A 9,417-nucleotide genomic window follows, 5' to 3' on the forward strand; every position below is an offset into this window, starting at 1 on the left:
AGATCGTTCCACAGGCCTGCTCTTTGCCATTCTTGCCTCAATTCTGCAATCCGTCTCCTTTCTCATGGCCAAATTTGCAATGGACGAGACCGGTCCCGTTGCAACGAACCTTCTACGAAACCTCGGAGGCCTTTCCATCTTTATCATCTACAACTTCTTCTACAAGAAGAATGGGAAACAACACCTGGCACTCCTGAAAAAACCCCGTCTCTTCTTTATCCTGCTTTTTGCTGCACTTGCCGGGCCTGTCTTGGGTATGACAACCCAGATGAAGGCATTCACCTTGGCGCCGGTGGGAATTGTTACCACGATTACCCAGATAACCCCGATACTCCTTCTCCCTTTTGACCGCTTCATCCTCCATAAGAAGCTTTCTCTGCCCAGTCTCGGGGGCACTTTCCTCTCCATCGCAGGGGTTGCAGTATTGTTTCTTGCTGCCTGAAGTATCTTGCCTAGGTATCTGCTTTTCGCTACGCTCAGCATATGAATGTACTCTCATTGGAATCGGTCTCAAAGACCCTCAAAGACGAACCACTGTTTCAAGATGTCAGTTTTGGACTGGAAGAGGGGGACCATGTTGCCCTGATCGGTCGGAACGGAGAAGGTAAATCAACCTTTCTCAAGATACTCGCAGGACTGGTGGTACCAGACAGCGGAACCATCGCGATGAAAAACGGCACTGACCTGGTCATGTTGGAACAGGGAGTACAATTCAGGGAAAACGAAACAGTCTCTTCCTATCTCCTGCAAGGAAGCGGGATAAGGATTGCCACCTGGAACGCGTATCAACACGCCCTTGCCCATCCAGAGGATGAAGCCAACCTGATCAGACAAAGCGAATTGATGGAAAACCACGATGTATGGAACCTCCAGAGTGACTATACCTCCCTTCTTGGTGAACTTGGGCTCTATGATCTCTTGGACTCTCCTATGGTTACGCTTTCTGGAGGCATGCAGAAAAAGGTGGCTATCGCAAGGGTGCTCGCATCCCGCCCGACCATGTTGCTTCTCGATGAACCGACCAACCACCTCGACATCGAAACCATCGAGTGGTTGGAATCCTACCTGAAAGCAAGTCCTGCCACCATCATACTGGTAACTCATGACCGGTATTTTCTCGATACTGTCTGCAGAACAATTCTTGAGTTGGATGGGGGACAGATGTATCTACACCCTGGTTCCTTTGCCGATTACCTCGCACGGCGTGAACAGCGCATCGAGCGATTGCAAAAAGAACAGGATAGACTGAGTACCATCCTGAGGAGGGAACTTGCCTGGCTCAGGCGTGGCCCAAAGGCCCGTACAGGAAAGGATAGCGGCAGAAAGGACCGCATTGAGGCAATGCTGGCAAACCAAGCCATGGTTGGAGACCAGGCACAAAAATCCTTTCAGTCAGCAAGCAGAAGATTGGGAAAAAAGATTCTTGAAGCCAAACATCTCAGCAAGTCTTTTGGAGAAGATACCGTCATCTCTGATTTCTCATTCTCCTTTACCAAAGGAAAGAAGATCGGGGTGGTGGGTCCAAATGGCAGCGGCAAATCCACCCTGCTTGATCTGCTTTGCGCTCACCTACCCAGCGACAGTGGCTCACTTGATATTGGGGTAAATACCATGTTCGCTTACTACGACCAGACAGGCAGGAACCTTGAAAGCGAGAAGACTATTCTGGAGTATGTGGAAGAAATTGCAACCCAGGTGGTCCTTGGTCCCTCAGAGGTTGTAAGTGCTGCCAAATTCCTGGAGCTCTTTGGGTTCCCCTCATCCATGCACAGAAGCACGATCGCAACATTATCCGGAGGAGAAAAGAGAAGGCTTTATCTGGTTTCCCGTCTTCTTTCCAATCCAAACTTCCTGATGCTCGATGAACCGACCAACGACCTCGACCTCCCCACCATGGAGAACCTCGAGCAGTATATCCAGGATTTTGAGGGATGTGTGCTCATTGTCTCCCACGACCGAGCATTCCTGGACCTTACCTGTGATGAACTGTTCGTGCTTGAGGAAGGAGGCACTGTGCGGTATGAAGCACAGCGCTACAGTGAGTGGAAAGAACGAACACAAAACTCGCCGCCCACACAGAAAGAGACTTCAGAGGCACCGGTGCAGAAAACGACCAGAAAATCAGAACAGAAAGGCCTCTCATACCGGGAAAGACAGGAGTTTGAGGCACTTGAGGAGAAAATGAGTATGCTCTCTGAGCGTATCGATACCTTGGAAGCAAGCTTCTCGCATGCTGAACCCACTGAAGAAGGAACGCTTGCAGAGAGAACTGAAACGTACCATGACCTAAGAGAGAAACTCGACTTGGCAGAACAAAGGTGGTTGGAACTTGCGGAAAAACTCTAGAAAATTGGTGGCTTTTTGTTTCATCCTATCGCTCTGTACTACTTCTGTATCAGCGAATATCGGGTCTCTTACGATAGGGACCAACAATGACTGGTATACGATGGGAATCGGGCATAACCATGATGACGGACTGTCCTATGGCTCCACGGTAGAAGCGGTATTCCCCTCTTCCTTTACCCTGAGCCTTGCCACGGGTGGCTATACCGACCGTCTCGATACCATGAAACGCTATGATGTCATCTCACTCATGGCTTCGTACCCACTACAGGGCCAACTGTTCACCTTTACGCCAAGAGCAGGCCTGGTTGCCTCAGGTAATCTGGGATTCAATGAGGTACAGAATCATTTCCATAGCCTTATTGGCCGGGATCTCCTCAACCTTACCTACACTACGGATGAAATATCCTTGCATCCTTCAATTGGAGGCAGAGCCACGCTAGGAACAAGCGTTGGAGGCATGAGAGCATCGGTGGAGTTTGACCTGGATTATGCCCATGCTTGGGAACAAACATACAGTGGCAATGTCCGATTGCAGTTCGACTCCATTATCTCTGTGCGTTTGGGATATCTTCAGAGAAGTACCAACCACTCCTGTGCTGTTCATCAGGAGATGGTCGAACGTTACCAAGGAACCTTTCTCTCCTACCACTATGATGGTGGGTTGCTGCACACCCAGTTCATCTCATACCTGGAAACAGGGCGCTCTTTCGGCGGTTTCAGCTTTGATATAGTCTCCTTGTGGGGGGAGAAACAATTCCGTTCTGCTGATTTCATCTTCTCTACTGGGTTCCTCTATGACCTCAATGGTCAACAGAATCGGCTTTTCGCATTTTCCTACAAGGATGTAAGTTTCGAGATACGCCACAAGAATGGCCCGATGTTCAATAACATGGATGACCAGGATGACCGGCTCAACGTTGGCTCCTGGATGCTCGGCTATTCCTGGGGTATCACTCTTCACCCTCGCTTTGAGCCCTATGGGAAACTGCTTGCAGGTGCCCAGCGTTTCAATTTACAGCAAGACTTTACCACTACGATTGTTGAATCACTTCACCCCACGATTGCCATCGAGGTAGGCCTCAAGGGATTGGGCATTCCTGGCTTGGTCATTGAACGGCAGAACTATCGCCTGCGTTTCACATCGACACTTCAATATGTATTTGGGACTGAAGAAATTTCAACGATTGATTATTTTGAAGCGCATACCGGTCCTTGGCTTCTCATGACAGGCATCGTCATAGATGTGGAGCATGATTGGGAGTAGGAAAAAAATCAAGGATTCCCTGGCCGTTCATACCAATGGTGATGGCCCAATCATCAGGTCCAAAGAGATAGGCAAATCGAACAAACGGCTGAAAGGCAAAAGAGGGCCCTCCCATCACAAAATTGCCACTCAGCGTAGCCCCAATCGCCCAAGCGTCTTCCCACTGTACGGCCCCATCGTCCAGGTACCACGCAGTCTTGGCCGATAGTTCCAATCCTGCCTTGGTAAGGCCTCCGTAGAGGACAGGAAGATCGAGCAGGCCAAGCGGGAGCAGGTAGGAAGCTGAGAGCCGAATCTTCGCATCCCCATCCCCCAGTGGGCCGAAGGAGAAGAGCGGATACGCACTCCCTACTCCCTGCGAGCTGGTAATACCAGAGAGAGAGAGCCGTGCCATATGACGGCCCCCGAACAGTCTCTGTTGACGCATGATGCTTGCAAAGGCCGCATACCACTGCGATGAGAAATCGCCATTTGTCAGAACCTGGATTCCAGTAGCCACTTCACTCATGCTCGGACCATAGAAGTCGATGGTACGGTAATCCCTTGAAACCGAGGAGCCGCCAATGGTCAGGGTTGCTGCTCCTTCCCAGTCAGAATAATTCGTAGATACAGAGAGAGACGGTTGGAGAGAAATCCTTTTGGTCGTTTTGAACCCTGAATGATAATACACAGGAAGGCCTACTGTCACTGAGGCATTGGTAAGGTATGTTGCTTCTCCAATATCATAGGTATTAAGATCACCGGATAGCTGGAGGGAATAGTTGCCTCCAGCGTACTGGTAGACCACATTGGAGACCGGGCGCATCCCCGTAAAGGAGTATCCAACACTTCCTATCAAACTATGTTTCCTGAGATTGCTGGTAGCGTGGAACCAGAGGCCTGGTTGGATGCTGTTTGCCTCAACGAAGGGGAATGGGAGTACCAGGTTAAGACGCAGATTGTCCCGATAGGTGGAGACAGGATACTCACGTGCAATCTCAATCGTACCAGCCCCCATCTTTGCTTCAGAAAAAGTGACTGGGGTCTGTTCCATACGATCCACTGCCACCGATTTCAGGGCAAAACCTTCTGGGGTATATGTCTCATATATGAGGGAGTCGTCGATGAGCCGCGCAGCGAAGATGCCTGAGGGATCACTGAAAAGCTTGACTGTCTCATTTTTCTCGCCGTCATATCGGTAGACGCTGAACCTACCATCCTGCTCTCCTACAAAGAGGATGGCCCCATCCTCATCAAACAGGGGGGAGCGAAGTTCACTTTTCGTGGGTCCCACAAGTGTCTGGACCTTACCTTGCCTGTCCAATAGCTTGATCGAGGAGTATCCCTCCTGCAATGCAAGGAAGACAAGCAATGAGCCATCAGTATTCAAGGAAGGCTCAAGCAGACTTGTTCGTTCCTCCCGGTACAAGGGCTCGACCGATTTCTCTTCCAAGTCGATTTCCACCAGCTCGTAGAAGGAGCCAGAAATCCGGGAGGCTACTGCCCGCTTTGCGTCTCCGCTGAGAGAGGGATGCACCAGGCGCTGGTTCTCAGTCAGGCGCTTGGATGTGCGGTTTTCCAAGTCCAATAGATGGAGGTCGCTGTAGCTCACCTGGGCAAGGGAGAGGCTGGAGGGATTTGTAGGGTCAACGGAATCGACTGAGAGCAAGGCAACTGTATCGGAGAATGCAATTGATGATCGCCCGGAAATTGGGAGCGAGAACAGGCGCTCCGGTTCTTTTCCCTCCTTATAGCGATAGAGGGCAGCACCATCGTAGGGACTTTCACGGTAGCCAACCAGTCCTAGTCCTGTTTCATGGGGAAGATAGGAGTTTCCTTGACCGCGTATACTGACCATCTCACCCTCGATGGCTTCATACGGTTTGCCTCTCTCTTCCAAGGCAAAGGTGAATAGCTCTTTTGCTGAATATCCTGTTACCTTTCGGAATGCAGGAGAGAGCCCAAGGAAGGGGAATGCCGCAAATTTCTCATTGATGGTGTTGAAGGCCTCAACGCCATAGGTTTTGATCAGATAGTCCACCATCAGATATCCGGTGACGTAGATACGGCCGGACGGGGCAAACGGACCGTTGTATGCACCCTGAGCCAGGCTCCACATGGCCTCTTCCTGTAGTGGTACTTGGTAAGAGAGCGCAAAGGGGAGCGAGTCCCCCCTTCCCCCCTCTGCAAAGGCTGTCTCGGTATGTGTCGTGATTCCTTCGATCCACCACCCCGGCATAAATACCGTACTGAAGGCATTCACGCCAGGACCAAGAAATCCCAGGACCTTTGCTGGTCCCACGTTTGCATTCAGATGGAGATAGTGCGTCAACTCATGGGTGTAGAGGCTCCTCAACCAACTAGAGGTCCTGCTTCCGATGAACCGATTATCCGGGCTGGTAATGTACAGGTAGATGGAGGCTGGAAAGGGTGCATAATATCCATTTGCCCAAGCGGTCTTTCCTGTCATGACCACAGGCACTTTCCCATCACTCTCATAATCCAAGTATGATGCAAGGTTTTCATATACTTCATCAGCAAAGGAGGCAACCTCCTGTGCATATATCTGGTCATCTTCCTCGAATATGATTCTGGTATGTTGGGTCTCAATCTGTTGGTAAGCAAAGACAGAGGAGAAAATGGAACATAAGAATAGGATCAACAGTAGAATCTTGCGCATCGAATACAGACCTCCAGGGGATACTGATACCACTGTACAGCAGCCCGTCCTCGAGGTAAACAGGCTCTCTGCAAGAATCTCGGAACCTTCATCTAAACAAGCAAAATCAGCTATTCAACTGCACTGCTCATGTTGACTGCCTATACTCATCAAATCGTCCAGTCGATAACCCGTAAGCCTTCAACCCGCTCGAATTCTCGGGTATTATTGGTAACCAGAATTAATCCTTGGCTCCTTGCATGACCTGCAATATGGAGATCATTTACGCCGATTACGGTTCCCTTTCGTTCCAAATCCGCTCGAATCTCACCATAGTGAGCTGCAGCAGTTTCATCATAGCTGAGGACTTCTAGACGTGAAACAAAGTCTTCCACAACCCTACGATTCCTCTCAGGGGAGGAGCTTTTCTCCACACCATGCATGAGTTCTCCAAATGTTATGGAGCTAATGCACATGCGCCCTGCATGGGTGTTGAATGTATCAAGAAGAGCCTCTGGCCTACGTTTGATTACATAGATGACGATATTGGTATCTAATAGATGTGTAAGCATTTACAATGATTCCCGTTCTCTTTGGTATTGGGATGCCCTTTCTGCCATAAAGTCATCAGTGACACCCTCATCGGTAGGATGAAAAAATGTATCCCAAGAATTATGTATCGGTTCGAGTATCCTGGTAGTGCCAACAATCCGCACAGAGACTTTCTTCACCTGGTCTGGAAACCTTGTATCTGCCGGTAACCTTACTGCTTGAGTCCTATTGTTTTCAAATACAGATCCAATCTTCATGGCTCCCTCCTTGTTGCTATATATATAAAGTATATAGCATGAATGAGGGAGTATCAACAGAGAATCCAACGAAGTCCTCACAGTACTCTGCAAGGACTTCGTCAGGAATCGATGATACTACTTATATTGAGACAGTCTCAATGTTATCAGGCGATGGTATGTATCCACCCTTGTGGTGCTTCTATTCTCCCCATCTGTATTCCGGTAAGGGTATCATAGAGTTTCTGGGTAATCGGTCCCATTTTCTCCATACCGCTTGGCATCGTGATAACACCACTTTCTGTGGTGACCGATCCAATGGGAGAGAGAACAGCGGCAGTACCACATAAGCCTCCTTCCACAAACTCAGAGAGCTCACTCAGCGGTATCTCGCGCTCTTCTGTCTCCAGATGTAGATACTCTTTTGCTACATACATGAGTGATCTTCTGGTGATGGAAGGAAGAATGGTATCACTCTTGGGAGTTACCACCTTATTGTCCTTGGTAATGAAGATGAAGTTTGCCCCTCCAGTCTCTTCAATAAATGTTTGGGTAGCCGCATCAAGATACATGTTCTCATCAAACCCGTTCTTTTTCGCGGTATAACCGGGGTACAGACTCATGGCATAGTTCAACCCTGCCTTTATGTGTCCCGTACCTCTAGGAGCTGCACGGTCGTAACTGCTCACCTGCAATCGCAAAGGTCTCACCCCACCCTTGAAATAGGGACCGACTGGAGTACTGAACATCCTGAAGGTATATTCAGGAGCTGGAGCTACCCCGATTACCGGACCACTGCCAAACAAAAATGGTCTGACGTAGAGGGTGGCACCCGTACCATAGGGTGGCACATAGGCAAGGTTCGCCTTCACCAACTGGTCGAGTGCATCGATGAACCGCTCTATTGGAAAGGGAGGCATAAGAAGACGCTCAGCCGTCTCATACATACGCTCAGCATTGAGATCAGGACGAAAGGTGACAACACGACCATCCACGGTGGTGTATGCTTTCAATCCCTCAAAGCAGGTTTGTGAATACTGCAGAACACCTGCAGACTCACTGATGCTTACATTGGCATCCTCCACCATTGCTCCATCGTCCCATTTCCCATCCTTAAAATGGGAAACATACCGTTTGTCTGTCTCGATATACGTGAACCCGAGACTGGCCCAATCAATGTTCTTCTTTTCCATACTTGCTTCCTTCAATCAAAGAGGGCTCAGAAGAGTCCGATTTGGGCCATTGTACTACTTCATATACATTTCGTCTATTTATATGCAGAAATTTTGCATGATAAAGATTATTCTGTTTTCAATGCTGCATCAAAAGCGAGAGAAGAAGCACTGAAGTTAATGTTTTTCACGTAGGAACAACTCTCTGTTGCACCAAATACCCGGTCCATACCAGAATCTTCCCACTCAACGGAGAGCGGACCAGAATATCCTGCAATGTTCAACTCCCGAATTATTCCATCAAAATCTACATCTCCATGACCTACTGACACAAAATCCCAGCTTCTTCGGGTGTCTCCAAAGGGAAGAAAGGAACCAAGAATCCCCCCACGTGGATTTCTGTGATTTATCTTCACATCCTTCATATGTACATGATAAATACGTTTTGCAAAATCCCGCACAAACCCTACTTCATCCACTCCCTGCCAGAGCAAGTGACTGGGATCGAAATTCAGTCCCAGGGTCTCTCGCCATCCAAAGAGTTCAAAGAGACGTTCGGTGGTGTACCAGTCGAAAGCGATCTCGGTGGGATGAACTTCCAGCGCGAACCGAACACCACACTCATCGAATACGTCAAAAATTGGTGTCCAAAGATCATAGACCTTCTCATACCCCTTCTCAATCATTTCTTTGCTGGTCTGTGGATAGGAATACCAACGTGCCCAGATGGGTGATCCAGTAAAGCCATTCACCACTGACACGCCTAGAGCCTGTGCAGCACGAGCAGTATCCTTCATCTCCTCAATTGCCCAGGAACGAATCCCTTCAGGATTCCCTGCTAGATGGGAGGGGGCAAATCCATCAAGCCGTTCATCCCAGACATCACACACGCATTGTCCGGTCAGATGTGCACTGATTGCTTGACACTGCAGCCCATAATTATCAAGGGTCTTTTTCACATCCTTAATATATCCGGGTTCATGCAGTGCCTTCCGAACATTAAAATGTGCATGAGTGGCGAGCTCAATCCCTTCATAGCCCATCTCCTTCGCCAGTGCACACAGGGAATCGAGAGCCATATCTCCAAACTGGCCTGAAGCCAAGGTTACCAATCGTTTCATATTCTTTCTCCTACCTATACCAGTACACTTGAACCTGTTTCACTGCTCTTGTAGATTGCATCAGTGATACGCATCAGTATCAGAGCCT

At 49.0% G+C, this 9,417-nt stretch carries 8 protein-coding genes; 3 read left to right on the forward strand and 5 right to left on the reverse strand.

Annotation, left to right across the window (positions count from 1 at the left end):
* The 3 genes from AB7S66_RS09185 to AB7S66_RS09195 form a co-directional block, all read left to right on the forward strand.
* On the forward strand, positions 1-442 hold a 442-nt coding region (locus tag AB7S66_RS09185; protein WP_428519292.1), incomplete at its 5' end, for an EamA family transporter.
* Between the two features lie 41 nt (positions 443-483).
* The gene (locus tag AB7S66_RS09190; RefSeq protein WP_428519294.1) at positions 484-2,346 is read left to right on the forward strand and encodes an ABC-F family ATP-binding cassette domain-containing protein; all 1,863 of its coding nucleotides are present in this window, start codon (positions 484-486) and stop codon (positions 2,344-2,346) included.
* A gap of 7 nt (positions 2,347-2,353) precedes the next feature.
* The gene (locus AB7S66_RS09195; protein ID WP_428519296.1) at positions 2,354-3,610 is read left to right on the forward strand and encodes a hypothetical protein; all 1,257 of its coding nucleotides are present in this window, start codon (positions 2,354-2,356) and stop codon (positions 3,608-3,610) included.
* On the opposite strand, the gene AB7S66_RS09200 is transcribed toward AB7S66_RS09195, so the two are convergent.
* From AB7S66_RS09200 to AB7S66_RS09220, 5 genes are all read right to left on the reverse strand, one after another.
* Positions 3,582-6,269: a TolB family protein gene (locus AB7S66_RS09200; RefSeq protein ID WP_428519298.1), complete on the reverse strand. Its 2,688-nt coding sequence runs from the start codon at positions 6,267-6,269 to the stop codon at positions 3,582-3,584. The two genes, AB7S66_RS09195 and AB7S66_RS09200, sit on opposite strands and share 29 nt — an antisense overlap.
* 149 nt (positions 6,270-6,418) lie before the next feature.
* Positions 6,419-6,820 carry a type II toxin-antitoxin system tRNA(fMet)-specific endonuclease VapC gene (gene vapC / locus AB7S66_RS09205; protein WP_428519300.1) on the reverse strand — a complete coding sequence of 134 codons (402 nt, stop codon included), beginning with the start codon at positions 6,818-6,820 and terminating at the stop codon, positions 6,419-6,421.
* Positions 6,821-7,057 carry a type II toxin-antitoxin system VapB family antitoxin gene (gene vapB, locus AB7S66_RS09210; RefSeq protein WP_319474495.1) on the reverse strand — a complete coding sequence of 79 codons (237 nt, stop codon included), beginning with the start codon at positions 7,055-7,057 and terminating at the stop codon, positions 6,821-6,823.
* Between the two features lie 146 nt (positions 7,058-7,203).
* Positions 7,204-8,229, reverse strand: coding sequence for a branched-chain amino acid aminotransferase (locus AB7S66_RS09215; protein WP_428519302.1), 1,026 nt, complete (start codon positions 8,227-8,229; stop codon positions 7,204-7,206).
* A 107-nt stretch (positions 8,230-8,336) separates the two neighbouring features.
* Positions 8,337-9,329 carry a sugar phosphate isomerase/epimerase family protein gene (locus tag AB7S66_RS09220; RefSeq protein WP_428519304.1) on the reverse strand — a complete coding sequence of 331 codons (993 nt, stop codon included), beginning with the start codon at positions 9,327-9,329 and terminating at the stop codon, positions 8,337-8,339.
* Positions 9,330-9,417: the final 88 nt, after the last annotated feature.

The organism is Sphaerochaeta sp. (assembly GCF_050178175.1).
Taxonomy (GTDB): domain Bacteria; phylum Spirochaetota; class Spirochaetia; order Sphaerochaetales; family Sphaerochaetaceae; genus Sphaerochaeta.